24 protein-coding genes, 1 tRNA gene and 1 riboswitch are annotated in these 26,413 nt (G+C 69.4%); of the genes, 9 read left to right on the forward strand and 16 right to left on the reverse strand.

The window, feature by feature from the left end:
- Positions 1 to 126 precede the first annotated feature (126 nt).
- Together ACFQPS_RS13685 and ACFQPS_RS13690 are read left to right on the forward strand one after the other, a co-directional pair.
- Entirely contained in the window at positions 127 to 735 is a 609-nt protein-coding gene (locus ACFQPS_RS13685) for a TraB/TrbI/VirB10 family type IV secretion system protein (RefSeq protein WP_465269620.1), read from the forward strand.
- Positions 735 to 989: a DUF2274 domain-containing protein gene (locus tag ACFQPS_RS13690; RefSeq protein WP_011579845.1), complete on the forward strand. Its 255-nt coding sequence runs from the start codon at positions 735 to 737 to the stop codon at positions 987 to 989. The genes ACFQPS_RS13685 and ACFQPS_RS13690 overlap by 1 nt, the downstream gene beginning before the upstream one ends.
- Here the strand turns inward: ACFQPS_RS13690 and ACFQPS_RS13695 are convergent.
- The gene (locus ACFQPS_RS13695) at positions 907 to 1,905 is read right to left on the reverse strand and encodes a LysR family transcriptional regulator (RefSeq protein ID WP_377359785.1); all 999 of its coding nucleotides are present in this window, start codon (positions 1,903 to 1,905) and stop codon (positions 907 to 909) included. The two genes, ACFQPS_RS13690 and ACFQPS_RS13695, sit on opposite strands and share 83 nt — an antisense overlap.
- Before the next feature lie 412 nt (positions 1,906 to 2,317).
- Between ACFQPS_RS13695 and ACFQPS_RS13700 the strand changes: the two genes are divergently transcribed.
- On the forward strand, positions 2,318 to 2,593 hold the full coding sequence (locus tag ACFQPS_RS13700; RefSeq protein WP_209351216.1) for a helix-turn-helix transcriptional regulator: 276 nt from the start codon (positions 2,318 to 2,320) through the stop codon (positions 2,591 to 2,593).
- Here the strand turns inward: ACFQPS_RS13700 and ACFQPS_RS13705 are convergent.
- From ACFQPS_RS13705 to ACFQPS_RS13745, 9 genes are all read right to left on the reverse strand, one after another.
- Complete coding sequence (locus ACFQPS_RS13705; protein ID WP_209351215.1) at positions 2,568 to 3,824, reverse strand: tyrosine-type recombinase/integrase; 1,257 nt, start codon at positions 3,822 to 3,824, stop codon at positions 2,568 to 2,570. The two genes, ACFQPS_RS13700 and ACFQPS_RS13705, sit on opposite strands and share 26 nt — an antisense overlap.
- A 294-nt stretch (positions 3,825 to 4,118) precedes the next feature.
- Positions 4,119 to 5,696, reverse strand: a complete 1,578-nt coding sequence (gene guaA, locus ACFQPS_RS13710; RefSeq protein WP_377359786.1) for a glutamine-hydrolyzing GMP synthase — start codon at positions 5,694 to 5,696, stop codon at positions 4,119 to 4,121.
- Between the two features lie 165 nt (positions 5,697 to 5,861).
- Positions 5,862 to 6,554, reverse strand: a complete 693-nt coding sequence (locus ACFQPS_RS13715; RefSeq protein WP_377359787.1) for a DUF2987 domain-containing protein — start codon at positions 6,552 to 6,554, stop codon at positions 5,862 to 5,864.
- Between the two features lie 108 nt (positions 6,555 to 6,662).
- Positions 6,663 to 8,534, reverse strand: a complete 1,872-nt coding sequence (thiC, locus tag ACFQPS_RS13720; RefSeq protein ID WP_377359788.1) for a phosphomethylpyrimidine synthase ThiC — start codon at positions 8,532 to 8,534, stop codon at positions 6,663 to 6,665.
- 64 nt (positions 8,535 to 8,598) lie between these two features.
- A riboswitch (TPP riboswitch) is annotated at positions 8,599 to 8,729 on the reverse strand.
- Positions 8,730 to 8,844: 115 nt separating this feature from the next.
- Positions 8,845 to 9,450 carry a GNAT family N-acetyltransferase gene (locus ACFQPS_RS13725; protein WP_012569083.1) on the reverse strand — a complete coding sequence of 202 codons (606 nt, stop codon included), beginning with the start codon at positions 9,448 to 9,450 and terminating at the stop codon, positions 8,845 to 8,847.
- A 255-nt stretch (positions 9,451 to 9,705) separates the two neighbouring features.
- Positions 9,706 to 11,079: an RsmB/NOP family class I SAM-dependent RNA methyltransferase gene (locus ACFQPS_RS13730; RefSeq protein WP_377359789.1), complete on the reverse strand. Its 1,374-nt coding sequence runs from the start codon at positions 11,077 to 11,079 to the stop codon at positions 9,706 to 9,708.
- Positions 11,080 to 11,227: 148 nt separating this feature from the next.
- A complete protein-coding gene (gene guaB, locus ACFQPS_RS13735; protein ID WP_377359790.1) occupies positions 11,228 to 12,718 on the reverse strand; it encodes an IMP dehydrogenase in 1,491 nt (496 codons plus the stop codon).
- Positions 12,719 to 12,931: 213 nt separating this feature from the next.
- Positions 12,932 to 13,705, reverse strand: coding sequence for an RlmE family RNA methyltransferase (locus ACFQPS_RS13740; RefSeq protein ID WP_377359791.1), 774 nt, complete (start codon positions 13,703 to 13,705; stop codon positions 12,932 to 12,934).
- 82 nt (positions 13,706 to 13,787) lie between these two features.
- Positions 13,788 to 14,915 (reverse strand): Ppx/GppA phosphatase family protein, encoded by a 1,128-nt coding sequence (locus ACFQPS_RS13745; RefSeq protein ID WP_377359792.1) that lies wholly within the window; start codon positions 14,913 to 14,915, stop codon positions 13,788 to 13,790.
- 346 nt (positions 14,916 to 15,261) lie between these two features.
- On the opposite strand from ACFQPS_RS13745, the gene ACFQPS_RS13750 reads away from it, so the two are divergent.
- Positions 15,262 to 15,335: transfer RNA gene (locus ACFQPS_RS13750), tRNA-Gln, on the forward strand.
- A 203-nt stretch (positions 15,336 to 15,538) separates the two neighbouring features.
- On the opposite strand, the gene zapE is transcribed toward ACFQPS_RS13750, so the two are convergent.
- On the reverse strand, positions 15,539 to 16,663 hold the full coding sequence (gene zapE, locus ACFQPS_RS13755) for a cell division protein ZapE (RefSeq protein WP_377359793.1): 1,125 nt from the start codon (positions 16,661 to 16,663) through the stop codon (positions 15,539 to 15,541).
- 266 nt (positions 16,664 to 16,929) lie between these two features.
- Between zapE and ACFQPS_RS13760 the strand changes: the two genes are divergently transcribed.
- Positions 16,930 to 17,712, forward strand: a complete 783-nt coding sequence (locus ACFQPS_RS13760; RefSeq protein WP_377359794.1) for a substrate-binding periplasmic protein — start codon at positions 16,930 to 16,932, stop codon at positions 17,710 to 17,712.
- Between the two features lie 20 nt (positions 17,713 to 17,732).
- On the opposite strand, the gene ACFQPS_RS13765 is transcribed toward ACFQPS_RS13760, so the two are convergent.
- On the reverse strand, positions 17,733 to 19,355 hold the full coding sequence (locus ACFQPS_RS13765; RefSeq protein WP_377359795.1) for an alpha-amylase family protein: 1,623 nt from the start codon (positions 19,353 to 19,355) through the stop codon (positions 17,733 to 17,735).
- Positions 19,356 to 19,570: 215 nt separating this feature from the next.
- On the opposite strand from ACFQPS_RS13765, the gene gpmA reads away from it, so the two are divergent.
- The gene (gpmA, locus tag ACFQPS_RS13770; protein WP_377359796.1) at positions 19,571 to 20,257 is read left to right on the forward strand and encodes a 2,3-diphosphoglycerate-dependent phosphoglycerate mutase; all 687 of its coding nucleotides are present in this window, start codon (positions 19,571 to 19,573) and stop codon (positions 20,255 to 20,257) included.
- Positions 20,258 to 20,325: 68 nt separating this feature from the next.
- Here the strand turns inward: gpmA and ACFQPS_RS13775 are convergent, their stop codons facing one another.
- The 4 genes from ACFQPS_RS13775 to leuD all read right to left on the reverse strand — a co-directional run bounded on the left by ACFQPS_RS13775 (position 20,326) and on the right by leuD (position 23,008).
- Positions 20,326 to 20,646 carry a helix-turn-helix domain-containing transcriptional regulator gene (locus ACFQPS_RS13775; protein WP_377359797.1) on the reverse strand — a complete coding sequence of 107 codons (321 nt, stop codon included), beginning with the start codon at positions 20,644 to 20,646 and terminating at the stop codon, positions 20,326 to 20,328.
- Positions 20,647 to 20,694: 48 nt separating this feature from the next.
- A complete protein-coding gene (locus ACFQPS_RS13780; RefSeq protein WP_377359798.1) occupies positions 20,695 to 21,114 on the reverse strand; it encodes a GNAT family N-acetyltransferase in 420 nt (139 codons plus the stop codon).
- Between the two features lie 97 nt (positions 21,115 to 21,211).
- Entirely contained in the window at positions 21,212 to 22,324 is a 1,113-nt protein-coding gene (gene leuB, locus ACFQPS_RS13785; RefSeq protein ID WP_377359799.1) for a 3-isopropylmalate dehydrogenase, read from the reverse strand.
- A gap of 72 nt (positions 22,325 to 22,396) precedes the next feature.
- Positions 22,397 to 23,008 (reverse strand): 3-isopropylmalate dehydratase small subunit, encoded by a 612-nt coding sequence (leuD, locus tag ACFQPS_RS13790; RefSeq protein WP_377359847.1) that lies wholly within the window; start codon positions 23,006 to 23,008, stop codon positions 22,397 to 22,399.
- A gap of 391 nt (positions 23,009 to 23,399) precedes the next feature.
- Here leuD and ACFQPS_RS13795 point away from each other — a divergent pair, with 391 nt between their 5' ends.
- Genes ACFQPS_RS13795 through ACFQPS_RS13805 form a run of 3 tightly spaced genes read left to right on the forward strand, consistent with a single transcriptional unit; the run spans position 23,400 to position 26,381 of the window.
- Positions 23,400 to 23,855, forward strand: a complete 456-nt coding sequence (locus ACFQPS_RS13795) for a tripartite tricarboxylate transporter TctB family protein (RefSeq protein ID WP_377359800.1) — start codon at positions 23,400 to 23,402, stop codon at positions 23,853 to 23,855.
- Positions 23,855 to 25,354, forward strand: coding sequence for a tripartite tricarboxylate transporter permease (locus tag ACFQPS_RS13800; protein ID WP_377359801.1), 1,500 nt, complete (start codon positions 23,855 to 23,857; stop codon positions 25,352 to 25,354). Before ACFQPS_RS13795 ends, ACFQPS_RS13800 begins: the two co-directional genes overlap by 1 nt.
- A 40-nt stretch (positions 25,355 to 25,394) precedes the next feature.
- Positions 25,395 to 26,381, forward strand: a complete 987-nt coding sequence (locus ACFQPS_RS13805) for a tripartite tricarboxylate transporter substrate binding protein BugD (RefSeq protein ID WP_377359802.1) — start codon at positions 25,395 to 25,397, stop codon at positions 26,379 to 26,381.
- Positions 26,382 to 26,413 lie beyond the last annotated feature (32 nt).

The following is a 26,413-nucleotide window of genomic DNA, read 5'->3' on the forward strand; positions in this document are numbered from 1 at the left end:
GAATGCGCCAACTATCTCAGCAACTCAGGATATGCTTCCGTATAAAACGGAAATGCTCTAGGTCTTCCGGGCCAGCCAGGTGCAGCGACGGCGCAGGATCGCCAGCTCGCGTTCCTGAATGCGGGCGTGGACCGCCGCACGGTCTCGCCAGATCTCGTGATGGGTCCGGCATCACCCTATGTGCTTCAGACCGGCGCCGTCATCGCCGCGGCCCTCATCACCGGCATCCGATCCGACCTGCCGGGCCAGATCACCGCGCAGGTTACGGAGCATGTCTACGACAGCCCGACCGGGCGCATCCTGCTCGTCCCACAGGGTACGCGGCTGATCGGCGAGTACAGCAACGATGTCGGTTTCGGTCAGCGCCGGGTGCTGCTTGTCTGGAAGCGGCTCATCCTCCCGAATGGTCGTTCGATCGTCCTGGAACGTCAACCCGGAGCCGACGCGCAAGGCTATGCGGGGCTTCAGGATGGCGTCGACTATCATTGGTGGGATCTCGCCAAGGCTGCCGGCCTGTCGACACTGCTGTCGGTCGGTGCCGAACTCGCCGTTGACGATCAGGATCGGCTGCTCCGGGCGATCCGCAACGGCGGGCAGGACACCATCAACGACGCAGGCCAGGAGATCATCCGTCGGCAACTGAATGTCGCGCCGACCCTGACGATCAGACCGGGGTTCCCCGTGCGCGTTATCGTCACCCGCGACCTCGTGCTCGAACCTTATGGAGGGTTGTGATGACCAAGCTGAAGCTCGGCCCGATCATCGACGACAAGCCGGTGAAGGTGACGATTGAACTCCCTGCGCCACTGCATCGCGACCTCGTCGCCTACGCCGCAGCACTCGGCCGCGAACAAGGCCAGACCATCGGCGACCCGACCAAGCTGATCGTGCCAATGCTCGAGCGCTTCATTGCAACCGATCGGGGGTTCGCCCGCGCGCGCCGCGATGGGAGTCAACGTGCGGCACGCGCCGATGCTCAGGGCGCATGAGCCGTTGCCGGGCGAACCAAGCGTCATCTCGCTCCGAGAAAGACTTTGCCAGCGCCAACAGGCGCTCGAGGTTCCGATGGAGCGCCCCTCGCGGGTGGACAGCACCATAGCGGAGAACAGCATCCTCGATCCGGCGAAAAGCAATGCCTGGCAGTCCGTGACGGACATGCGCGCTGCCTGCGATGGTGACGCCGTCCCCATGCGCGACGATCTGCATCAGAGATTCCCGAGTGACGGACAATTGCTCGATCTGGAGGTCTCCGGTCGAAGTCTGGAGGTTTCGCATCAGGTAACCCTTCGCGAAATCGCCGGTCGGTAAATCAGTCACCACAAAATGCCGATCACGCAGGTCATTCCACCGGAGCGCCTTCTGATCGGCGAGTGGGTCGCCGTCCGGCAATGCCACGTACACGGGCTCAGCCCACAAATGCGTCACGTCAAAGCCCTTCCCGGGCGATGCTTCGGCGACGACACCGACATCAAGCTGCTCCCGCCGCACGGCCGCGATGAGTTCGGGACAGCTGCCCTCGCTGAACCACAGCCTGACCCCCGGGCGGTCACCCCGAAAGGCCCCGAAGAGCTCAGACAGAAAGCCCATGGTCAGAGGCCCGAACACGCCGATCCGAAGATGCCGTCCTCTGTTCGCCACCGTTCTTGCGCCGTCGAGCGCCGATCCGATCTGGCGCGCCCCAGGGGCGGCCTGATTCAGAAATTGTTTGCCGATGTCTGTCAGGTCGACGCCGGCAGGATGACGGCGGAACAGCTGTGCGCCGATCTCATCCTCGACATCCCGGATGCGGCGGCTGATCGCCGACTGCTCGACGCCGAGATCTTGCGCCGCGCGCCGGAAGCTGCCGCTTTCCGCAGCAGCGATGATGTAACGCACATGGCGTAGCTCGATCTTCGATCTCGGCACGATGGTTCCCCATGATGCAAAGGTCTTTGCAAACGTAGCCCCGTCAGCCCCCGAGAACTGTCCCGATCAGATTATGGGTCTTCTCCGTCTCCTCGCTACCGCCGCCCACGAAATCCTTAAGTGTCACACATTCGACTGTTGCTACGTCGCTAGCGGACTTCCGGATCGCATCTCGCCGGTGCAAGCAGTAAATGGTGCGTGATCTGAACAGCGCAATTACGGCGCGGAACGCGTGCGGCGAGTCGTGCAGATTCTGTGGGCTGACGGATGTCCGGCCGCGCTGTCAGGACTGAAAATGACCCGCCGTTTTCCACGCCAGAGCCCGAAATTGCCGCACGCCACTCGGGAGGGACTTCCGGCATCGGCACCTATCGTTCTCAATCGCCAGCGACAGCCGCTAAGGAGATTGGGTATGGGTCACCGCGAGCCTTTGGAGATCAGGAAGACAATCCGGCGGCACCAACTGCGCGAGATGGTGCCCCTAGCCGACAGCACAATCTACGAGATGGAGCAGCGCGGCGAATTCCCACGCCGCTTCGCGCTGTCGCCGCGCTGCATCGTCTGGGACCTCGCCGAGGTCCACGCTTGGTTGCTGGCGCGGCGCGCGAAGCCAATCCCTCGCGCACAGCATCCCGACGTCACCAAGCGCAAGTCCCGCCCGGTCAAAGGGCAGGATCAAGCGCGATAGACGGCATGGCTGTCGGCAGCAGCGTCGGAACATACTTCCGGCCCTCGACCCAGGCATCGACGGTGTCAGCCCATTCCTGCATCATGTGGCGACGCTGAACCTCATATTCAGCCTTGTTGTAGACGCCGCGTGATGAACGCCCGTCCTCGTGCGCCAGGCACTTTTCGATCCAGTCGCGGTTGAAGCCCAGCTCATTGAGCAGCGTCGAGCCCGTGCGGCGCAGGTCATGCACGGTGAACGGCTCCAGTGGCAGCCCCTCCTTCTTGGCCTGTTCGACGACAGCGTAGGTGACCCGGTTGAAGGTCGCCCGCGACATCGGCGCATCCGCATCGTAGCGGGACGGCAGCAGATACCTTGAATTGCCGGCGCAGGTCTTGAGCGCAATCATGATGTCGAGGGTCTGCCGGCACAGGTAGACATTGTGCGGCTTCGACCGCTTCATGCGCTCCTTCGGGATCGTCCAGACGGCGTTCTCGAAATCCACCTCATCCCAGACCGCGTCCTGCAATTCGCTCTTCCGGACCATGGTGAGGAGGTAGAGCTTCATGCCGAGACGGATCGTCGGCAGCGTCGCGACATGCTCGAGCTGCTTGAGCATGATGCGGATCTCGGTCGGCGACAGCGCCCTATCCTTCGGCGTAAAGGTGGCGATCGAGGCAGGACCAACGTCATCGGCCGGGTTCGCGACCTTTTCGCCGTGGAGAATGGCGAAGGCGTAGATCTGCTTCAGGATATCCCGCACATGGATGGCCGTCGCCGGCGCGCCCCGTTCGACGATCTTGGCGCAGTGGGCGCGCAGGTCGTCAGGCGTGATCTCGGTCAGCAAACGGTTTCGCCAGACGGGCTTGAGTTCACGCTCGAAGATCGCGCGGCGCATGGCTCGTGTGCTGTCGGCCATCGGGGCGCCCGTCAGCCACTTCTCGCCGAACTCGCCGAAGCTCTTAGCCTCCTTGATCCGGCGCTTCTCCCGCTGCTTCTCTATGGCGGGGGACCGCCCCTCGGCGATCATCCGTTTCGCGTCCAGGCACAGCTCGCGCGCCCGGGCGAGTGAGATCCCATCTCGGGCATACTTGCCGAGATGGACGGTCTCCCGCCTGCCGTTCAGCCGGTAGTCGAGCCTGAACGAGATGCCGCCTGTCGGCGCGACGCGCACATACATGCCGTCACGATCGGTCACCTTGTACATTTTGGCTTTTGGTTTCAGGCACTTGAGTGCTGCGTCCGTCAACATTTGGGCCTCCTCGCGGAAAAAGGACCGTCACGCGGTTTTTGGAGGCGTCAGGCGGAGAAATCTGTTTAATTTCAGCGTGTAAGGCTGAAAAAAGTACCGTCATTGGCCTCGGTCGCTCTGACGGTACTTTCGATTTTCCGGATGATCAACGGGGGGCGGGTCCGTCACCAGACCCGACAGACGCGTTCTATGCCCACCGATAGACCTCGATAGACCTTGGCTCAATTATTTTTGTTTTTCAGTGTATTAGAGCGTATTCCGGCGTAGTTTCGGATACCCTCGGATGGGCAAAAATTATTCCCACTCGATGGTGCCAGGGGGCTTCGAGGTGATGTCGTAGGTCACCCGGTTGATGCCGCGGACCTCGTTGATGATGCGGGTGGCGACGCGGCCCAGGAAGCCGTGGTCGAACGGGTAGTAGTCGGCCGTCATGCCGTCCACGCTGGTGACCGCCCGCAGGGCACAGGCATAGTCGTAGGTGCGGCCGTCGCCCATCACGCCCACGGTGCGCACCGGCAGCAGCACGGCGAAGGCCTGCCAGATGGCGTCGTAGAGGCCGGCGTTGCGGATCTCCTCCAGATAGACCTGGTCCGCCTTGCGCAGGATCTCCAGCTTCTCCCGCGTGATCTCGCCGGGCACGCGGATGGCGAGGCCGGGACCGGGGAACGGGTGGCGGCCGACGAAGCTGTGCGGCAGGCCCAGCTCGCGACCGAGCGCCCGCACCTCGTCCTTGAACAGCTCGCGCAGCGGCTCGACCAGCTTGAGCTTCATGCGCTCGGGCAGGCCGCCGACATTGTGGTGCGACTTGATCGTCACCGACGGGCCGCCGGTGAAGCTGACGCTCTCGATCACGTCGGGGTAGAGCGTGCCCTGGGCCAGGAACTCCGCCCCGCCGATCTTCGCCGCCTCGCGGTCGAACACCTCGATGAAAAGCCGCCCGATGGTCTTGCGCTTGACCTCCGGGTCGCTGACGCCCTCCAGCTCGCCCAGGAACAGGTCGGCCGCGTCCACATGCACCAGCGGGATGTTGTAGTGGTCGCGGAACAGCGTCACCACCTCCTGCGCCTCCCCGGCCCGCATCAGGCCGGTATCGACGAAGATGCAGGTGAGCTGCTCGCCGATCGCCTCATGGATCAGCACGGCGGCGACGGAGCTGTCCACGCCGCCGGACAGACCGCAGATCACCTTGCCCCTGCCGACCTGGGCGCGGATCTTCTCCACCGCCTGGGCGCGGTAGGCGGCCATCGTCCAGCCGCCGGACAGGCCCGCGACGCCGAACAGGAAGTTGCGGATCAGGGCATCGCCGTGCGGGGTGTGGACCACCTCCGGGTGGAACTGCACGCCGTAGAAGCGGCGCACATCGTCGGCCACGATGGCGTAGGGCGCGCCCTCGCTGGTGGCGACGGTGCGGAAGCCGTCGGGCAGGCGGGCGACGCGGTCGCCATGGCTCATCCACACTTGCTCCCGCGCGCCGGGCGTCCAGACGCCGTCGAACAGGGCGCAGGGTTCCCGCACGTCCACGAAGGCGCGGCCGAACTCCCGCGTGTCGCCCGGCTCCACCTTGCCGCCGAGCTGTTCGCACATGGTCTGCTGGCCGTAGCAGATGCCCAGAACCGGCACGCCCAGGGTCCACACCGCCTCGGGCGCGCGGGGGCTGCCGGCCTCGGTCACGCTGGCCGGGCCGCCGGACAGGATCACGGCGCGGGGGGCGAAGGCCCGCACCCGCTCGTCCCCGACGCTGAAGGGAAGGATCTCGCAGTAGACGCCGGCCTCGCGGATGCGGCGGGCGATCAACTGCGTCACCTGCGAGCCGAAATCCAGGATCAGGACCCGGTCGTTGGTGAGGGCGGCGGGGGCGGGAGTGTTCGGCATGGATGCACTGACCTGCGGCGGGGCGCCCGCGTCCCCGCTTGCGGGACACCGGCGCTTGTGGATGGGCGCTGGGAAGTGCGCCGCAACCTATCCCAGGGCGCCGGGGGCCGCAAGCGCGCCCGGCGCAGGGCGCCCCCGCCGGTCCGGTCGCCCCCGGGCGGTCTATCAGTCCCGGGTCCCGGTGTCCTTCGTGCTGATGGAGGTCCAGAGCGCCGGCTGCGACAGGATGATGGTCGGGTTCTCCTTCAGCAGCCGCCGCTCCTTGGGGATGTTGACCCGGCCGCGGTCGTCGGCCGCGATCGTGCTCTCACCCTTGGGGCCTGCCAGGGTGGCCGTGCAGCCGGTGCCGCACTGGACGCGCAGCACCTTGGCCGACGGCACGGCGAAGGCGAAGAACCCCGCCTCCTTCCCGATCACGGCATCGAACTGGCCGAACGCGGCGACGACGTCCGCATAGGGGAAGCGGGTCGGATCGTCGAGCTTCATGCCGACCTGGACCCGGATCGCGAACCGCTCCGGGTCCTGGTTCAGCTCGATCCGCGCCCCCTCCTCCACCCAGGCGGGGTTCATCGGCAGGGTGAAGGCGTTCTCCTTGTCCACGGGCACGGTCTGCGGGCCGTCCGCCGTGAGGATACGCATCTCCACCGGTCCCAGCTCCGTGTCCCGGTCCTTGGCGCGGAGCGAGGTGCGCAGCGCCAGACGCTCCGTCCCCGGCCGGGGCTCGAAGCGCTTCAGCTCGTCGTAGAAGTCCTTGTAGGGGACCTCGAAGGCGGCCGCCGGACCGGCCAGGACCGGTCCGGCGAGAAGACAGGCGAGAAGGCCAGTACGGAGAATCGTCAGGAAGCGGCTGAAGGGCATGACGCACGCTGTGGCAATTCCGGATGCGTCATCCTAGCACATCCGCCGCCCCGCGCTGTGCGTCCCGTCACCGGCGCCGCCCCTGGTCCCCCTGCCCGCCGTCTCCGGTCAGTGATGGTCTGCCGGGACGGGCCGGTCGGACAGATAGATCTGCCCGCCCTTCTCCTTGAAGGTCTCCGACATGGCGGCCATGCCGGCCTCCGCCTCCTGCCGGGCGGCGTAGTCCCGCACCTCCTGCGTGATCTTCATGGAACAGAACTTCGGCCCGCACATGGAGCAGAAGTGCGCCAGCTTGGCCCCTTCCGCCGGCAGGGTCTGGTCGTGGAACCGCTCCGCCGTCTCCGGGTCCAGCGACAGGTTGAACTGGTCCTTCCAGCGGAACTCGAACCGCGCGCGGGAGAGCGCGTCGTCGCGCTCCCGCGCGGCCGGGTGCCCCTTGGCGAGGTCGGCGGCGTGCGCGGCGATCTTGTAGGTGACCACGCCCACCTTCACGTCGTCGCGGTCGGGCAGGCCCAGATGCTCCTTCGGAGTCACGTAGCAGAGCATGGCCGTGCCGAACCAGCCGATCATGGCGGCCCCGATGCCGCTGGTGATGTGGTCGTAGCCCGGCGCGATGTCGGTGGTGAGCGGCCCCAGCGTGTAGAACGGCGCCTCCCCGCATTCGCGGAGCTGCTTGTCCATGTTCTCCTTGATCAGGTGCATGGGCACATGGCCCGGCCCCTCGATCATCACCTGGACATCGTGCTTCCAGGCGGTCTTCGTCAGCTCGCCCAGCGTCTCCAGTTCCGCGAACTGGGCGGCGTCATTGGCGTCCGCGATGGAGCCGGGGCGCAGCCCGTCGCCCAGGGAGAAGGCCACGTCGTAGGCCTTCATGATCTCGCAGATCTCCTCGAAGTGGGTGTAGAGGAAGTTCTCCTTGTGGTGGGCCAGGCACCACTTCGCCAGGATCGAGCCGCCGCGGCTGACGATGCCGGTGACGCGCCGCGCCGTCAGCGGGATGTAGGGCAGCCGCACGCCGGCATGGATGGTGAAGTAGTCCACCCCCTGCTCGCACTGCTCGATCAGCGTGTCGCGGAAGATCTCCCAGGTCAGCTCCTCGGCCTGACCGCCCACCTTCTCCAGCGCCTGATAGATCGGCACGGTGCCGATGGGCACCGGGCTGTTGCGGATGATCCATTCGCGGATGGTGTGGATGTTGCGGCCGGTGGAGAGGTCCATCACCGTGTCGGCCCCCCAGCGGATGGCCCAGACCAGCTTGTCCACCTCCTCCGCCACGCTGGAGGTGACGGCGGAATTGCCGATGTTGGCGTTGATCTTCACCAGGAAGTTCCGGCCGATGATCATCGGCTCGGTCTCCGGGTGGTTGATGTTGGCCGGGATGATGGCGCGGCCGCGGGCGATCTCGTCGCGCACGAACTCGCCGGTCACATGGTCCGGGAGGACGGCCCCGAAGCTCTCCCCGCCCAGGTCGCGGACCGTGCGGCCCTGCTCGCGCAGCGTCTCCCGGCCCAGATTCTCGCGGATGGCGACATATTCCATCTCCGGCGTGACGATGCCGGCGCGGGCGTAGGCAAGCTGGGTGACGGCCCGGCCGCCGATGGCCCGCAAGGGGCGGCGCCCGCTGCGGTCGAAGACGGGCACGCGGCTGACCTCCCCGTCCTTCAGGCCGTTGTCCTCCGGCCGCACGGCGCGGCCGCCATAGAGCTCGACGTCGCCGCGCGCCTCGATCCAGGCTTGGCGCAGGGCGGGCAGGCCGGTGCGGATATCGGCCGCATGGGCCGGATCGGTGTAGGGGCCGGAGGTATCGTAGACCCGCACCGGCGGCTCGCCGGAGCCTTCGGTCAGGTCGATCTCCCGCAGGGCGACGCGGACGCCGGCCAGCCGCGGGCTCTCGACATGGACCTTGCGGGAGGATGGCAGCGGCCCCGTGGTCACGGCGAAGCCGTCGGGGGCGGAAAGCGGGCTGTGAATGTCGGGCACTGGGATCTCCACCGTCTGGGTTGCGGAGATCCGGGCGCTGCGCGAAGCGGCCGGAGCGGATGCAGGGCATCCGCCGGTTCCATCCCTACGCCGGTACGACCCGGATCAGGTTCGAAGGGTTCCCGCGCGCCTGTCCGCCCCTGGCGGCCGGCCTGCGGTGTCTCAGCCCCTGCCGGGGCACCCCTGGAAACCAGCGGACGGTGGGGCGTTCCGGCCGTCCTGTCAACCGGGCGAAGGGACGATGGCGCCGTGATGGCACCGTCAGGCGGCAGGAGCGGACCCGTCAGGCCCGGGTCAGCCCGCAGGCCGGTCAGCCCACATGCGGGTCGGCGGCCTGCCGCGCCAGCGGGACCAGGTCGGTCCAGCCATAGGCGATCTCCGTCAGGCGGGCGCCGGCGAAGCTGATCGGCTGCTCCGCCAGCCGCGTCCCGCCCATCCGTTCATAGAACCAGCGCGAGGGGTTGTCGCGCAGCACCCAGACGACGGCGGAGCGCATGCCGCACTCCAGCAGTTCCTGGGCCATGGCGCCCATCAGGCGGCGGCCCCAGCCCATCCCCTGCATGTGGTCCAGCATGTAGAGGGCGTAGAACTCCCCGCCATACCCCTCCAGCGAGGTCCGCTGCGGGCCGCAGGAGCCGAATCCGATGACGCCGTTGCGGGCGTGCGGATCGTCCGGATCGACGGCGACGAAGGTGCGCCGGCCGCGCCCCTCGGCCGCCAGCATGGTGCGCCAGCGGGCGGCATAGGCGGGCGGCGACAGCCCGACCAGATAGCGGTCGGGCAGCATCCCCGGATAGGTGGAGCGCCAGCTCGTGACATGCACCCGCGCGATGCCCGCGGCATCCGCCGGGATCGCCGGACGGATGCCCGCACCCGGTCTGGCGCGGCGGGGGGTATCCGGCGCGTCGCCGCTCATGGCATCCCTCCGGGCGGGACCGCACCGGGGGAAGGCCTCTCCGGACGGCAGGCGGAACCGCGCCCGGAAAGGGTCGGCGGCACTGGGACAGGCGACTGGGGCGACGGCTGCATCCTTCGGCTCCCGGCTTCGGATGACCATCCTGCCGCAATTCTCCCGCAACTCCAACCCGACGGAGGGAGAGGGGGCGGCAGGGATGCCGCGGAGCGGACACAAGAATGGAAAGTCGGCCGGCGGGACTGCCGGGGCCCGCCGTCAGACGTCGGCGGCGGGCGGCTCCGCGGCGGCGGCATCCGCCGCCACCGTAGCCTCCTCCGTGCCCTCTACGGCCTCCTCCCGCACCATGACGGCGGCGAAGAAGCCGTCGGTATCGTGGCGGGCGGGGGTCAGGCGGAGCGTGTCCCCGGTCACGGGCGTGGCGCCGAGGCTCTCCGGCCAGGCCTCAGCGACGGGCAGCAGGCGGAAGGTCGGATGGCCGGCCAGGAACGCCTCGACCTGCCGTTCATTCTCCTCCGGCAGCAGGGAGCAGGTGGCGTAGACCAGTCGCCCGCCCGGCCGGACCAGCCGCGCCGCGCTGTCCAGGATGGCGGCCTGCAACGGCAGCAGCTCGGCCAGCCCCGGCCCCAGGGGGCGCCAGCGGCTGTCCGGGTTGCGCCGCCAGGTGCCGGTGCCGGAGCACGGCGCATCCACCACGACGCGGTCGAACTTGCCCTTGTGCCGCTTGACCCAGGGGTCGCGCTCGCTGGACAGGGCGCGCGTCTCGATATTGTGCAGCCCGGCCCGGCGGAAACGCTCCTTGGCGCGGGTCAGGCGGCCCTCCAGCACGTCGCTGGCGACGACGCGGCCCTTGTTGTCCATCATCGCCGCGATGGCGAGCGTCTTGCCGCCGGCGCCGGCGCAGAAATCCACGACCTGCATGCCCGGCCGCGGATCGGCCAGCAGGGCGACGAGCTGCGAGCCCTCGTCCTGGATCTCGAACAGCCCGTCGCGGAAGACCGGCAGGGCCGAGACCGGCGCCCGCCCCTGCACCCGCAGGCCCAGCGGCGACAGGCCCGTCGGCGCGGCCGCCACGCCGGCCTCGGCCAGCACCGCCTGCACCTGCTCGCGGGTCGCCTTCAGCGGGTTGGCGCGCAGGTCCAGCGGCGCCTCCCCCAGCATGGCCGCCATCTCGGCATGGAAGCGGTCGCCGAAGGCGGCGCGCAGCGGCGCCTCGGCCCACTCCGGCACCTCCAGCGCCAGGGCCTCGGGCTGCTTCGGATGGTCGATGGTGTGGGTATCGACCGCCTTCAGCAGGCGCCGCTCGCTGTCGTTCAGCGGCTCCGGCCCGAACTTGGCGCCGTTGAACAGGCCGGACACGGAATCGGCCCGCCGCCCCTGCACCAGCACCGCCTCCGCCAGCAGCAGCGCCCGCGGCGTCGGCATCACGTTGCAGCGGTCCAGCCACCAGCCCAGCCGGCCGCGGTGGCGCAGCACGGAATAGACCAGCCCGGCCACGCCCTGCCGGTCCTTGGCCCCGATGTAGCGCCGGTTGCGGAAGAACTGGCTGACCAGGGCGTCGGCCGGGCGCGGCGTCGCCTCGATCTCGGACAGCAGGTCGATGGCGGCCTGGATGCGCGCGGCGGGGGTCATGGGCGGACGTCCGGAGAAAGGCAGGGCGGGAAACCGGCCCTGGAAAGGCGGAGCGCGGGCGGGCCGGCATCACGCCGATCCGCCCGCGGACAGGAAGGAGACGGGCCGGGGCCGGCCCGTGCGGGACCCGGCCCCGTCGGGGCGGGGATCAGCCCGGCCGGTAGTTCGGCGCCTCGTTCGTGATGGTGATGTCGTGGACGTGGCTCTCGCGCAGGCCGGCGTTGGTGATGCGGACGAAACGGGTCTTCGTCTGCATCTCCTGGATCGTGGCGCAGCCCGTGTAGCCCATGGCCGCGCGCAGGCCGCCGACGAGCTGGTGGATCACCGCCCCGATCGGCCCCTTGTAGGGGACGCGGCCTTCCACGCCCTCCGGCACCAGCTTGAGCGTGTTGCTGACCTCGGCCTGGAAGTAGCGGTCGGCGCTGCCGCGAGCCATGGCGCCCACGCTGCCCATGCCGCGGTAGGACTTGTAGCTGCGGCCCTGGTACAGGATCACCTCGCCCGGGCTCTCGTCCGTGCCGGCGAACAGGCTGCCCAGCATGGCGACGTCGGCCCCGCCGGCGATGGCCTTGGCAAGGTCGCCGGAATACTTGATGCCGCCGTCGGCGATGACGGGAATGCCCTGGCGGTGGCACTCCTCCACCACGTCCATGATGGCGGTGAGCTGAGGCACGCCGACGCCCGCCACGATGCGGGTGGTGCAGATGCTGCCCGGCCCGATGCCGACCTTGATCGCGTCGGCGCCGGCGTCGATCAGGCTGCGCGCGCCTTCCGCGGTGGCGACGTTGCCGGCGACGATCTGGGTGTAGTTGCTGAGCTTGCGGGCAGCCGTCACGGCGGCGGCGACCTTGGTCGAGTGGCCGTGCGCGGTGTCCACCACCAGCACGTCCACCTCGGCATCGAACAGGGCCTCGGCGCGCTTCAGCCCGTCCGGCCCGGTGCCGGTGGCGGCGGCGACGCGCAGGCGGCCCTTCTCGTCCTTGCAGGCGTTGGGGTGGAGCTGCGCCTTCTCGATGTCCTTCACCGTGATCAGGCCGACGCAGCGGTAGGCCTCGTCCACCACCAGCAGCTTCTCGATCCGGTACTGGTGCAGCAGCCGCTTGGCCTCGGCCCGGTCCACGCCCTCCTTGACCGTGACCAGACGGTCCTTGGTCATCAGTTCGGAGATCGGCTGCTGCGGGTTGGTGGCGAAGCGGACGTCGCGGTTGGTCAGGATGCCGACGAGGTGGCCGGCCGCGTCCGTCACCGGAATGCCGGAGATGCGGTGGCGCGCCATGAGATCCAGCGCATCCGCCAGGGTCGCCTCGGGATGGATGGTGATCGGGTTCACCACCATGCCGGATTCGAAGCGCTTGACCTTGCGCACCTCCTCCGCCTGGCGCGCGATGTCCAGGTTGCGGTGGACGACGCCGATGCCGCCGGCCTGGGCCATGGCGATGGCCAGGGCCGATTCCGTGACGGTGTCCATGGCGGCGGAGAGCAGCGGGATGCCCAGTTCGATGGACCGGGTGAGCCGCGTCCGGGTGCTGACCTCGGCCGGCATCACCGACGATTCCGCCGGCACCAGCAGCACGTCGTCGAAGGTCAGCGCCTCGCGGAAGCGGTCGCCGCTGGAAATTCTGCCGCCGATGCTCGTCATGAACCGTCTCTCCCGGGCGCCTGGGGGACGGCGCCGCTCGCGTCCGATGAAAATACGGGAAACCCGCTCCGCCCGGCAGGGGCGGAGGGGAAATCCCAGGGTTCGAGGTTCGCCGCACTATACACGCGGGCCGTCCGAAAGGAAGGCACAGGATATTGAAGGACGGCTATGCACGGGACAGGGGGAGGACGGGCCGGTCCCTGCTTCCGTCCGCTACGCCTCCGCGGCACCCCGGTCGGCCCCGCCAGTGTCGGCACCGTTACGGTCGGCCCCGCCGCGGAAGCCGGTGGCGACGACATAGGTCTCCGAACTGTCGGCGCGGCTGGCCGGCGGCTTGGCATGGCGCACCGCGGCGAAGTCGCGCTTCAACAGGTCCAGCAGCCCCTTCGTGGCGCCGCCCTGGAACAGCTTGCAGACGAAGGCGCCGCCGGGGGCCAGCACGTCGGCCGCGAAGTCGTAGGCGGCCTCGGCCAGTCCGATGATGCGCAGATGGTCCGTTGCCGGGTGGCCCGTCGTGTTGGCGGCCATGTCGGACAGCACGATGTCCGCCTGCCCGCCCAGCAGTTCCTTCAGCCGGTCGGGGGCGCTGGCGTCCAGGAAGTCGAGCTGGATGATGGTGGCGCCGGGCACGGGCTCCACCTCCAGCAGGTCCAGCCCGACGACCTTGCCGGTGCTGCCCTCCCCCGGCTTCACCACGGCGACCGCCACCTGGGTCCAGCCGCCGGGAGCGGCGCCCAGATCGACGATGCGCTGACCGCGCTTGAGGAAGTGGAACTTCTCGTCGAGCTGCAACAGCTTGAACGCCGCGCGGCTGCGGTAGCCGCGCTTGCGCGCCTCGGCCACATAGGGGTCGTTGAGCTGCCGCTCCAGCCAGCGGGTGGAGGAGAGGGAGCGGCGGTGCGCGGTCTTCACCCGCACGGCCGCCGTCCGGCCGGTGGGCCGGGTGCCGGCGGGGCCGCCGGGGTTCTTCGGAGTCTTGCCAGTCATGCCGCCCCATATCGACCCGATGGCCGGTAAAGGCAAGCGCGGTGCGCGCCGGGCCGCCCTGCCGACGGGGAAGGCCGGACGATCAGGGCCGCCGCGCCGCGGCTGCCAGCTCCGCCAGGATGCCTTCGCGCACGCCGCGGTCGGCGATGCGCAACCGCGGCACCGGCAACGTCTCCCAGATGCCGTCCAGGATGGCGCAGCCGGCGATCACCAGATCGGCGCGGTCGCGGCCGATGCAGGGCTGGCTGGCGCGACCCTGGAAGTCCAGCGCCCGCAGGTCGCCGGCGATGGCGGTCGCGTCCGCCCGCGACAGCCAGGTGCCATCCACCTGCGAGCGGTCGTAGCGCGGCAGACCCATGCGGATGCCGGCCAGCGTCGTCACCGTGCCGGAGGTGCCCAGCATCTGCACCCGGCCCCGCGCCACCTCGCGCGCCAGAGCGTTGCGCTGGGCGAAGGGGCGCAGCGCCTCCCGCACCTCCGCCACCATGCCGCGGTAGGAGTCGGGAGAGACGCGGTCGCCGCCGAATCGCTCCGTCAGCCCGACGACGCCCAGCGGCACGGACACCTGGTCGATCAGGTACGGCCGGCCGCGACGCAGCTCCAGCCACATCAGCTCGGTCGAGCCCCCGCCGATGTCGAAGACGGCGGCGCGTGGCAGGGCCGGATCGAGCAGCGGCGCGCAGCCGGCCAGCGCCAGCCGCGCCTCCTCCCCGGCGCTGATGATCTCGACATGGATGCCGGTCTCCGACTCCACGCGCTCCAGGAACTCGGCACCGTTACCGGCGCGCCGGCAGGCCTCGGTTCCCACCGCGCGCAGGGCGGTGACGCCGCGGCGGCGGATCTTGGAGCGGCAGACCTTGAGCGCGGAGAGCGTCCGGCCCATGGCCTCGTCGGACAGCCGGTCGGTGCGCGACAGCCCCTCCCCCAGCCGGACGATGCGGGAGAAGGCGTCCACCACCCGGAAGCCGCCCCGGGCGGGGCGGGCGATCAGCAGGCGGCAGTTGTTGGTGCCAACATCCAAGGCGGCGAACACGGGCCCCGGCCGCAGAACCCGCTCCTCGGCCGCCGGCTCCGGCCCGACAGCCGCCGCCCCGACGGCGCCATGGTCGGGGCTGTCGCACCCGACGGCACCGAAGCCGGCGGACGCGACCCGTCCGGGGCGGGTCCGGCTGGACTGGAAATGATCGGACTGGACCTGATCGGACTCCACGAATCGATTGCCTCCGGGCCTGGCACGCACCCGGGGAACGGGGCCAGCCCCTTGGCCCCCGGGCGCGGCCGGCGACATTCCGTAACCGGCAACCATCGTACCGCATGGGCGGGCCGGGGCAAGTACCGCACTGCGGCATTCCTGTGGCAGCGCGCCGGCCTGCACCGGGCCATGCCGGGTCGCGACCGGCCGCGGGCGGGGGCCGCAGACGGGAACCATAGACGGGAACCTCTCCCACGATCTTGCGGTGATCGTGAAGAAAGGGGTTCACAAGCCCGGAACCCTGTGTTAGAAGCCCGCCCACTTCGACGGTCGCTGGCAACGCCGCCACCGACGAAGGCCCGGATGGGGGATCGTCTAACGGTAGGACAGCGGACTCTGACTCCGCCAGTCTAGGTTCGAATCCTAGTCCCCCAGCCACCTTCTGATCTCAGCCTGAAACTCTGCCCAAGGCTTCACCGGCTAAGCCCGTACCATCTGATACCGGGCAGATGGCACAGCATGTCTGAGATCGCGGTGGTCCAGAGGCCATCAATGATTTCCGCCACCGGACAGCCCGGGATCTGAAAGCCGCTTCCGCGCTGTACGACGCGGGACACCGTTTCCGTGCGCCCGCGTCAGGGTCACGTCAGATGCGGCACCCGCAGATAGTCCTCGCTCTGCATCTCCATCAGGCGGCTGACGGTGCGCTGGAATTCGAAGGCGTGGGCACCGTCGGCGTAGATGCGCTCCGGCGCCACCTCGGACGAGGCGATCAGCTTCACCTTGTGCTCGTAGAGCGCATCCACCAGCGTCATGAAGCGCTTGGCCTCGTTGCGCTGCTCCGCCGGCAGGCGGGGAATGCCCTCCACGATCACGGTGTGGAAGTGGGTGGCGATGGCGAGGTAGTCGCCCGCCCCCAGCGGCTGCCGACACAGCGCGTCGAAATGGAACCAGGCGACGCCGTTCGCCTCCTTCGGCACCTCCACGCGCCGGCCCTGCACCAGCAGATGGCAGGCGCGCGGGGTCACCCCCTCGGCCAGATCGTCGAAGGCGCGGGCCAGCGCCGCGGCAGCGGCCGGCCCCGGCGGATAGTGGAATACCTTCGCCCCCAGCATGCGGGACAGCCGGTAGTCGGTCCGCCCGGCGAGGTGCAGCACGTCCAGCCGGTCCTTCAGCAGGGCGATGAAGGGCAGGAAGCGGTCGCGCTGGAGCCCGTCCTTGTAGAGATCGTCGGGACCCCAGTTGCTGGTCGCCACGACGACGACACCGAGGTCGAACAGCGCCGTGAAGAGGCGGCCCAGGATCATGGCGTCGGCCACGTCGGTGACGTGGAACTCGTCGAAGCAGAGCAGCCACGCCTCTTCCGCGATCTGCCGGGCGAGGTCGGGCAGCAGCTCGTCCGCGTGGCGGGCGCCCCCGCCGCCGCTGCGCAGCGCGTGCAGCCGGGAATGCACCTCCAGCATGAAAGCGTGGAAATGCACCCGCCGCCGCGGCTCCACGGGTGCGGTCTCGAAGAACAGGTCCATCAGCATCGACTTGCCGCGACCGACATCGCCGTAGATGTAGAGCCCCTGCGGCGCCGGATCGGGCCGCCGGGTCAGGCCGAAGCGCGCCCGCCAGCCGACCTGCCCCAGGGCCGGACGGTAGTCGCGCAGGGCGTGCCAGAGGCTCTGGAGCTTCTCCGCCGCCAGCTCCTGGCAGGGATCGGCCTTCAGCGTGCCCGTGCCGCGGCGGGCGCGATAGGCGGCGAGCGGTCCTTCGGTCATCGGCAGGCTTCCGGACAAGGGAACGGGGGGAACGGGGGCGGCAGGCGGGGCGCCGTCCGCCGGACCCTCTGTCGCGGCGCCCGCTCATCCTTTAGCGGATGGCCGGACGGGGTCGCAAGCGGGGCGGCGGCGCGACGCCGGCCGCGTCCGGCCGGGAGACCTGTTCGCATCGGATTAACCAGGACAGCGCTGCACGCTTGAACCGGTCCGGCCGGCGATGGCAGACTCCCCCGATTGGTTGAGCGGCGATGCAGAGACACCCGGATTTGAACGCGTCCTTTCCGACCCGGCTGGCCGGCCTGCTGATCGGCCTGCTGCTGTCCTTCCTCCCGGCATCCGCGGTGCGGGCGGACGGCCCGTGCCATCTGACGTTCGGCTGGACCTCCTGGGAGCCGTATCAGTACCGCATGGAGGACGGCCGCCTGGAGGGAATCGACCTGCGACTGGTGAAGGAGGCGACGCGGCGCATGGGCTGCGCCCTGGAATGGGAGGAAGGTCCCCGCAGCCGGCTGCTGGCGCGGCTGCGCGAGGGCCGGATCGACGCCATCGCCGGCCTCTCCCACACGGACGAGCGGGAGGCGTTCGGCCTCTACTCCCACCCCTACCGGGAGGGGGCGAACGTGCTGGTCGTCCGCCGCGGCGAAAGCGGCCGCTGGCGCTGCCGCACCCTGGAGGAGCTGGCCGGCCTGGATTTCCGCCTGGGCGTCATCCTCGGCGCCATGCCCAGTCGCGAATTCGAGACGATGCTGCTGAGCGGCCGGCTGGCCCGCGTCGCGGTCCAGGTCCCGACGGTGGAGACGGCCCGCGCCATGCTGCAACGGGGACGGATCGACGGCTATTTCGACGGCGCGCTGGTGCTGCAACGGCTGCTCGCCAGCGGTCGGGTCGAGGGGATGGAGGCCCACCCCCTGTCCCTGGCGAACGACGCCTATGTCCTGTTCAGCCGGCGCAGCGTGACGCCGGAAACGGTCGGCCGGTTCGATGCGGCCCTGGACGCCATGGCTGCGGACGGCAGCCGCGAGTCCATCATCGCGGCCCCCTATCCCTGACGCCCAGAATCCGCCAGCCGTCAGGCCGCCGTGAGCTGGAGCCAGCGGTAGCCGTAGCCGGACAGCCGGACCGGCCCGTCGCTGTCCACCGGACCGTCATAGTCGGCATCGGAGAAGACGTCCTGGAGCCGGCGGCCGCCGTCGCTCAGGTCGGGCAGCGTCACCTCCCGCGGGTCGGGCCCGAGATTGTGCAGGATCACGCTGGTGCGGCCGCGCCAGCGCGCCCGGTGGGCCAGCACCGTATCCTCCCCGGTTTCCAGCAGCTCGCAGCCGCCCCAGCCCAGTTCCGGCAGGCCGCGGCGGACCCGGGCCGCCGCCTGGACCCAGCTCAGAAGGCTGCGGCGGTCGCGCTGCTGCGCGGCCACGTTAACCCTGTCGTAGCCGAACGGGCCGTCGGCGATGACCGGGCGCACCGGATCGCGGGCCGCGGTGAAGCCGCCGTGTCGTTCGTCGGACCACTGCATCGGCGTGCGCACGGCGCTGCGCTCGGGCTGGCAGAGATCGTCCCCCATCCCGATCTCCTCCCCGTACCAGAGGACGGGCGAGCCCGGCAGGCTGAACATCAGGCTGTAGGCGAGTTCCAGCCGGCGGCGGTCGTTGCCCAGCATGGGCGCCAGCCGGCGCCGGATGCCGCGCCCGTAGAGGCGCATGTCGGGGTCCGGCGCGAAGCGGGCGAAGCACGCCTCCCGCTCCGCCGGGTCCAGGCGGCCGAGGTCCAGCTCGTCGTGGTTGCGCAGGAAGCTGGCCCACTGGCAGCGCTGCGGCAGGCCGGGCAGGTCCCGCAGCGCCGCCGCCAGCGGCCGCGCATCGTCGCGGGCGAGAGCGAGGAAGAGGCGTTGGTTGACGATGAAGTTGAACATCATGTTCATGCGGTCGCCATCGCCGACATAGTCCGCCACCTCGTCCGGCGTCACGTTGGCCTCGGCCAGCATGACGGCGTCGCCGCGCCGCCAGGACATGAAGGCCCGCAGTTCCCCCAGATAGTCGTAGTGCCGGACCCATTCCCCCTCGCGCGGGCGGGTCTCGATCACGAAGGGCACGGCATCGACCCGGAAGCCGGAGACGCCCAGTTGCAGCCAGACCCCCATGATGCGCTCGATTTCCTCGCGCACAGCCGGGTTGGCGATGTTCAGGTCGGGCTCGAACTCATAGAAGCGGTGGAAGTAGTAGGCGCCCGCCCGGTCGTCCCAGGTCCAGGTGGTCTTCTGGTGACCGGGGAAGACCATGCCCTCGGCATGGTCCGCGGGCTGCTCGTCGGACCAGAGATACCAGTCGCGCCAGGCGGACTGCCGGTCCGACACCGCCGCCTCGAACCAGGGATGCCGGTCTGACGTGTGGTTGACGACCAGATCCACGATGATCCGCAGGCCCCGCTCGTTCGCCAGGCGGGTGAACTCCACGAAGTCGCCCAGCGTGCCGAGGCGGGGATCGACCGCGTAGTAGTCGGAGATGTCGTAGCCGTTGTCCCGGTTCGGGGTGGCGAAGAAGGGCAGCAGCCAGATGCAGGTGGCGCCCAGACCGGCGATGTAGTCCAGCCGGTCCTTCAGGCCGCGGAAATCGCCCACGCCGTCGCCGTTGCTGTCCTGGAACGTCTCGACGTCCACGCAGTAGATCACGGCGTTCTTGTACCAGATGTTCTGCATGCCCCCTCCCTGGCGGAACCGGCGGCGCCCGCCCGGATGGCGGCGCCCTGATGCGGCAACAGGCCATGCCGGCCGACGATCCACGGCGCAGAGGGCCGCTGCGCAGAGGGCCGCTGTGCAGAGGGCCGTTCCGCAGAGGGCCGCCCTTCGGGGGCTTGGTGCAACCGGGCGGGTGTGCTAGGACGCGGCCACGGGGAAACCAGGGAAAGACCGCCATGACCAAGCTCGTCCTCATCCGCCACGGCCAGAGCGTCTGGAACCAGCAGGATCTGTTCACCGGCTGGACGGACGTGGAGCTGACCGAGCAGGGCGTGGCCGAGGCGAAGGCGGCGGGCGAGAAGCTCCTCGCGGCCGGCTACGACTTCGACGCCTGCCACACCTCGGTTCTGAAGCGCGCCATCAAGACGCTCAACCTGGTGCTGGAGACGATGGACCGGCTCTGGCTGCCGGTGCAGAAGGACTGGCGCCTGAACGAGCGGCACTATGGCGGGTTGCAGGGGCTGAACAAGACCCAGACCGCCGCCCTGCACGGCAAGGAGCAGGTCCACATCTGGCGCCGCAGCTATGACATCCCGCCGCCGCCGCTGCCCGAGGGCGACGAGCGCCTGCCGGACGGCGACCGGCGCTACACGGGGTTGAGCAAGGACCAGCTTCCCCGCACCGAGAGCCTGAAGGACTGCGTGGCGCGGGTGCTGCCCTACTGGCATGAGAGCATCGCGCCGCAGATCCGGGCCGGTCAGCGCGTGCTGATCTCCGCCCACGGCAACAGCCTGCGCGGGCTGGTCATGTATCTCTCCGGTCTGACCGAGGAGGAGATCCCCGGCTTCGAGATTCCGACCGGCCGTCCGCTGGTCTACGAGCTGGACGGCGACCTGAAGCCGACCGACCGCTTCTTCCTGTAAGCAGCACCCGTGAAGGCTGCGCCAGCCCCGCCGGTCACGCCGGCGGGCTGGCGGCTGCTTGATGACGGCTACTCGGCAGCGACCACGGTGAAGCCGCCGATGCGCTCACGTCGCGCCGCATAGGCCATGAGCGGGGCAAGCGTGTCGATCTGGGGATTGCCCCTGGGCCCCAGGGAGCGCATCAGGCTCTTGGCCGATTTCCCGAGGGTCCCGGCCACGGCCTCGAACCCGTCCGTCGCGTTGATGTAGTCACGCAGGAGGGTCTTCATCGTGGCGATGTCCCCCTCCACGAAGGCATTGACGGCCTCGGCCACCAGCGCCCGACGGAAATCGGGGTCCCGATCGGCGCGGGCCTTCACCGTCGGCTCGAACCGGCATGTCAGGGTCATGGCGTTCCCTCCAGAAAGCGGAAGCATACCACAGGTTGCGCGTTGCAGTCACTCCCGCGCGAGGATGTCGAGGGCTTCGCCCGAGAGGCCCATGATGTCCACCGTCTCCGCCGCGGCGCCGAGGGAGCGGTAGAAGAGCTGGGCGCGCAGGTTCTGCCGCCGGACATGCCAGGCGACCCAGGCGCCGCCACCCGCCCGCGCCAGACGCGCCGCGGCGGCGACCAGCGCCCGCGCCACCCCGCGCCGGCGGGACGACGGTTCCACATAGAGGTCTTCGACGACGAGGCCGGCGCGGGCCGACTGGCTGTCATAGCCGCGGGTCAGCAGGGCAATGCCTACCGGGCGTCCGTCCAGTTCGGCCAGCAGAGACTCGAACAGGCGTGCAGGGCCGAATCCCTGACGCCGGAACAGGGCCGGAGTCAGGGCGGGCGGGGGCATCCCCTCCTCGCTGCTCAGCGCGGCGATCATGGCCGCCGCCACCTCCGCATCCTCCGGGCGGGCCGGACGGACCAGGGGACGGGGCCGGCGGGGACCGTCCGTGCGGCCCCCGGTCTCCGCGCCCGGATCAGGCGGCAAGCTTGTCCAGTTCGCGCAGGATGGTGTCCGCCATCACCGAGGTGGAGCAGCGCGCCATCCCCGGCTGCATGATGTCGGAGGTGCGCATGCCCGTGCGCAGCACGTTCTGCACGGCCTGTTCCAGCATGTCGGCCTCGGTGTGCAGATCGAACGACCAGCGCAGCGCCATGCCCAGCGACAGCAGCATGGCGATGGGGTTCGCCATGTCGCGCCCGGCGATGTCCGGGGCGGAGCCGTGCACCGGCTCGTACAGTGCGCGGCGCTTGCCGTCCGCGTCCGGCGCGCCGAGCGAGGCGCTGGGCAGCATGCCGATGGAGCCGGTCAGCATCGCCGCCTCGTCCGAGAGCATGTCGCCGAACAGGTTGTCGGTGACGATCACGTCGAACTGACCCGGATTGCGGACGAGCTGCATGGAGCAGGCATCGGCCAGCATGTGGCTCAGCTCCACGTCGCCGTATTCGGCGCGGTGCAGGGCCGTCACCTCCTGCCGCCAGAGCAGGCCGGACTCCATGACGTTGCCCTTCTCGACCGAGCAGACCTTGTTGCCGCGCTTGCGCGCCAGCTCGAAGGCGATGCGGGCGACGCGGTGGATCTCCGCCGTCGTGTAGACCTGGGTGTTCACACCGCGGCGCTGGCCGTTGCCGAGGTCCTCGATGCCGCGCGGCTCCCCGAAATAGATGCCGCCCGTCAACTCGCGCACGATCATCACGTCCAGCCCGCGCACGATGTCCGGCTTCAGGCTGGAGGCGTCCACCAGGGCGTCGAACACCTTGGCCGGGCGCAGGTTGGCGAACAGGTCAAGCTCCTTGCGCAGGCGCAGCAGGCCGGCCTCCGGGCGCATGTCGAAGCCGAGCCCGTCCCACTTCGGCCCGCCGACGGCACCGAACAGCACGGCGTCCGCTGCCTTCGCCTTCTCCAGCGTGGCGTCCGTCAGGGGCACCCCCTGGGCGTCGATGGCAGCGCCGCCGACCAGCCCCTCCTCCACGGTGAACTCGATGCCGCGCTTGCGGGCCATCCAGTCGATGTAGCGCCGGACCTGGCGCATCACCTCCGGGCCGATGCCGTCGCCGGGAAGCAGAAGCAGGGAACGGGTGCCAGCCATGGTGATTACTCCGGTGTGTTCTTGTTGTCTCTTCTTAGCCGCTCGGCCGGTGCCTGGAAAGGGGCAGGCCCCTCAGCCGAGCGCCCAGGGCTGCTCGGTGCGTTGCCGCGCCTCATAGGCATCGATCCGGTCGGACTGTCGCAGCGTCAGCCCGATGTCGTCCCAGCCGTTCAACAGGCATTCGCGCCGGAACGGCTCCACCTCGAAGGGAATGCTCTCACCGTCCGGCGTGGCGATCCGCTGCGCCTCAAGGTCCACGGTGAAGGTGGCGTTGGCGCCGTTGTCCGCCGCGGCCATCAGCTTCTCCACCACCGGCTCGGGCAGGGCGATGGGCAGGATGCCGTTCTTGAAGCAGTTGTTGAAGAAGATGTCCGCGAAACTGGGCGCGATCACGCAACGGATGCCGTAGTCCAGCAGCGCCCAGGGCGCATGCTCGCGGCTGGAACCGCAGCCGAAATTGTCGCCGGCGATCAGGATGGTGGCGTTGCGGTAGGCACGCTGGTTCAGCACGAAGTCCGGCCGCTCGGCCCCGCTGTCGTCGAACCGCAGGGAGGAGAAGAGGCCGGTCCCGAGCCCCGTGCGCTTGATCGTCTTCAGATAGCGCGCGGGGATGATCATGTCCGTATCGACGTTCATGATGCGCAAGGGGGCGGCGACCCCGGTGAGAACGGTGAACTTCTCCATGACGGCCTCTGGCGTGACGGAAACGGCTGACTTCATGCCATAGACGGACGCGGGCGCGAAGTGGCAATTTGCTTGCCCTGTCATGCGCCTGACGGAAACTTTCATTCGCAACCCGACTGTGCCGAAGGCCACGATGCCCGCTGCGGGTGGCTGATTGCAAGGTCACGGGCGAGTATGTACAAGCTATGGTCGATAGCGTGATCGCTGCCGACCAGACGCGGCGACACGGGGGCAACGGGGGAATCCGGATGGGTAACAGCTCCGCCGCCAGGCAGGGCCGGCCGTCGTGCCTGCATACCGACAATGCCGTGCCGGGCACCGGGACGGGCAACGTCCTGGCAGATGACGCGATGGCAGGCAGCCATGCGACCGCCGCCGGGAGTTCCGTGCCGTGAGAGCGTTGCGCATCCGCAGTCCGCAGGACGTGGCGGGCGGGCTGGTTCTGGTCGTGCTGGCCGCCATTGCGGCCTGGCAGGCCGCGGATCTGGACATGGGCCGGACCTCCCGCATGGGGCCTGGCTACTTTCCCACCGTGCTGTCGGGGCTGATCGCCCTGTTCGGGGGCGGTATCGCGCTGCGCGGACTGCGGGTCCGCGGTGACGGGATCGCGCCGTTCCGCTGGCGGCGGCTGCTGCCGGTGCTGCTGGCCATCATCCTGTTCAGCCTTCTGATCCGGCCGGCCGGGCTGGTCCTGGCGAGCGTGGTGCTGCTGCTGGTCGCCTCCGTCGCGGCGCCCGACTTCCGCTGGCGCGGTACGCTGATCTTCGGGGCGGGCCTCATCCTCTTCGCCGTCATCCTGTTCCCGATTCTGCTCGGGCTCCCGCTCTCGATCTGGCCGCGTTTCTGATGGACATCTTCGCCAATCTGGCCCTGGGCTTCGGTGCCGCCTTCTCGCCGACGAATCTGGGCCTCTGCTTCGTGGGGGCTCTGGTCGGCACGCTGATCGGCGTGCTGCCGGGCCTGGGCCCCATCGCCACCATCGCCATCCTGCTGCCGATCACCTTCAGCCTGGACCCGCTGGGCGCGCTGATCATGCTGGCGGGCATCTATTACGGGGCGCAGTACGGCGGCTCCACCACGGCGATCCTGGTCAACATGCCGGGCGAGACCTCGGCCGTGGTGACGACGCTGGACGGGCACCAGATGGCGCGCCAGGGCCGCGCCGGCCCGGCGCTGGCGATCGCGGCCCTGGGGTCCTTCTTCGCCGGCACCGTGGCGACGCTGCTGGTGGCCCTGATCGGGCCGCTGCTGGCGCAGGCGGCGCAGGCCTTCGGCCCGCCGGAGTATTTCGCGCTGATGCTGTTCGGCCTGATCGGCGCCACCGTGCTGGCCAGCAGTTCCTTCGTGAAGGCGGTGGCGATGATCCTGGTGGGCCTGCTTCTGGGGTCGATCGGATCGGACATCGAGACGGGGACGCCGCGGCTGACCTTCGGCATCGCGCAGTTCGCCGAGGGTATCAACTTCACCACCCTGGCCGTCGGCCTGTTCGGCGTGGCGGAGATTCTGCGCAACCTGGAGAACCCCGAACAGCGCGGCGTGCTGGACAAGCCCATCAAGGGGCTGATGCCGACCTGGGCCGACATCCGCCAGTCCATCCCCGCCGTGCTGCGGGGCACCGGCATCGGCTCGATCCTGGGCATCCTGCCGGGCAACGGCGCGGTGCTGGCGCCCTATGCCAGCTACACGCTGGAGAAGAAGCTCGCCCGCGACCCCAGCCGCTTCGGCCGCGGCGCCATCGAGGGCGTGGCCGGGCCGGAGAGCGCCAACAACGCCGGCGCCCAGACCAGCTTCATCCCGCTGCTGACCCTGGGCATCCCGCCCAACGCGGTGATGGCGATGATGGTCGGTGCCATGACGATCCAGGGCATCATCCCCGGCCCGCAGGTGATGACCGAGAATCCCCGCCTGTTCTGGGGCATGATCGCCAGCATGTGGATCGGCAACGCCATGCTGGTCGTCATCAACCTGCCGCTGGTCGGCGTCTGGGTCCGGCTGCTGCGGATGCCCTACCGGCTGCTCTATCCCGCGATCCTGCTGTTCTGCTGCGTCGGCGTCTACACGGTGAACGGCTCCTATGTGGACGTGCTGATGCTGTCGGTGTTCGGCTTCGCCGGCTACGGGCTGGCGAAGCTGGGCTTCGAGCCGGCGCCGCTGCTGCTGGCCTTCGTGCTGGGACCGCTGATGGAGGAGAATCTGCGGCGGTCCTTCCTGATCGCCCGGGGCGATCCGATGATCTTCGTGGAGCGGCCGCTGAGCCTCGCCCTGCTCCTGATGGCGGTCGGGCTGCTGCTGGTCGTGCTGATGCCCTCGCTGCGCCGCAAGCGCGACGAGGCCTTCAGGGAATGAGTCGCGTGCAACCAACCAGACAGACCACAAGGGGGAAGCCATGCGTCTTACATCCGTGATCGCCGCCGCCGCGGCCACTGTCCTGGCCGCGGGCGTGCTGGCCGGGCCGGTATCGGCCCAGGACTATCCGACCCGCCCGATCACCATGGTCGTGCCCTTCTCCGCCGGCGGCCCGACGGACACGGTCGCCCGGCTGGTCGCGCAGGAGATGAGCGGTGCGCTGGGTCAGCAGGTCGTCATCGAGAATGTCGGCGGCGCCGGCGGCACCATCGGCGCCGCGCGGGTGGCGAAGGCCGATCCCGACGGTTACACCCTGCTGCTGCACCATATCGGCATGGCCACCTCGGCCACGCTGTACCGCAAGCTGCCCTTCGATGCCCTGACCGACTTCAGCCCCGTGGGGCTGGTCACCGACGTGCCGATGACCATCGTCGCCCGCAAGGACTTCCCGGCCGACGATCTGAAGGGGCTGGTCGGCCATGTGAAGGCCAATGCCGACAAGATCAACATGGCCCATGCCGGCGTCGGCGCCGCGTCGCACCTGTGCGGAATGCTGTTCCAGGAGGCGCTGGGCACGCCCCTGAACACCGTGCCCTACAAGGGCACGGGCCCGGCCATCAACGATCTGGTCGGCGGCCAGGTGGACATCCTGTGCGACCAGACCACCAACACCACCGGCCAGATCAAGGGCGGCGCGATCAAGGCCTATGCGGTGACGACGCCGACCCGCGTCGCCTCCCTGCCCGACCTGCCGACCACGGCCGAGGCGGGCCTGCCGGAGGTCGAGGTCGCCGTCTGGCACGGCATCTACGCGCCCAAGGGCACGCCCGACGCGGTGGTGCAGAAGCTGTCCGCAGCCTTGCAGAAGGCGCTCCAGAGCGATCTGGTGAAGACCCGCTTCGCCGAACTGGGCACCGAGCCCGTGGCCCAGAACCGTGCCACGCCGGACGTCCATGCCGCCTTCCTGAAGGAGGAGATCGAGCGCTGGCGGCCGGTCATCCAGCGCGCTGGCACCTTCGCCGACTGACACGCCAGCCCGTTGACGCAAGCAAGGGGCCG

This window comes from Rhodocista pekingensis (genome assembly GCF_042665545.1).
Classification (GTDB): domain Bacteria; phylum Pseudomonadota; class Alphaproteobacteria; order Azospirillales; family Azospirillaceae; genus Rhodocista; species Rhodocista pekingensis.